This is a genomic window from Acidimicrobiales bacterium (assembly GCA_030747595.1).
Taxonomy (GTDB): Bacteria; Actinomycetota; Acidimicrobiia; order Acidimicrobiales; family MedAcidi-G1; genus UBA9410.
In genome coordinates, this window is the sequence record JASLKK010000042.1 from 1 (window position 1) to 914 (window position 914).

Annotated in this window: 2 protein-coding genes; both read right to left on the bottom strand. The window is 63.5% G+C overall.

Annotation, left to right across the window (positions count from 1 at the left end; genetic code table 11):
- Positions 1–198, bottom strand: a 198-nt coding sequence (locus QF777_11935) for a rod shape-determining protein (GenBank protein ID MDP6912249.1), incomplete at its 3' end; no start/stop codon positions are given.
- Between the two features lie 43 nt (positions 199–241).
- The gene (locus tag QF777_11940; GenBank protein ID MDP6912250.1) at positions 242–724 is read right to left on the bottom strand and encodes a pentapeptide repeat-containing protein; all 483 of its coding nucleotides are present in this window, start codon (positions 722–724) and stop codon (positions 242–244) included.
- Positions 725–914: the final 190 nt, after the last annotated feature.

A 914-nucleotide genomic window follows, 5' to 3' on the forward strand; every position in this document is an offset into this window, starting at 1 on the left:
CGTCTTGGGAAGACCGCTCATGACCTCCCGGCCCTTGACCTCGACCCGACCCTCGCACGGGGGCGACGCCGCAGAGCCAATGTGGCGATTGATCTCCTCGGCGGTGCGCTCACCTATGGCCAGCCCGCACTCACGGCGCACGTAGGCCTGGATGGCGGCGTCGATATCGCGTTCTAATGATCTCCGCTCCTCGTCCACGACAACCACGCTACGGGCCGACCAGCAGCCCTGCCAGAACGGCCTAGTCCTCGAAGATCACTCCCCGTCTTGTCGGATCAAACCCCTCCGGCCAAAGGGTTTTCTCGTTGGCCCTCGCCTTGAGTAGGACAGCCCAGTCGAGTTCTGCCCCAGCGAGGTTCGCCCCGGCGAGATTGGCCTCGCGGAGGTCCGCCCCCTCAATCCACATCAGGGTGCCGTCATCACATGTGATGTCCGGATCGGTGAAATCCGCCCCTTCGAGGTTTGCGTTGGCGAGGTTCGCCTTACGAAGGTCTGCTCCTTCGAGGCTCGCGTTGCTGAGGTCGGCCATGTGAAGGTCCGCTTCGCGGAGGTCCGCCTTGCGGAGGTCCGCCATGTGGAGGTTCGCTCCGGCGAGGTCCGCCATGTAGAGGTCCGCCTCGTTGAGGTACGCCCCGTTGAGATCCAACAGAGTGAGGTTCGTCCCGGCAAGATATGCCCCGTTGAGGTACGCCCCTGGTTTGATCGTGTAGCCATTCACCTCCACGACAACGACGCTAAGAGCCAGCTAACGCACGGTTGTGGCTGTCTGGGCGACGCCGACCAGCGCGACGGGGTGGGATGGTCGAACCAGTTGGGGGTCCTGGCCTGCGAAGGCGTGTGGCGCGCTCGGAGGGACTCGAACCCCCAACCTTCTGATCCGTAGTCAGATGCTCTATCCAATTGAGCTACGAGCG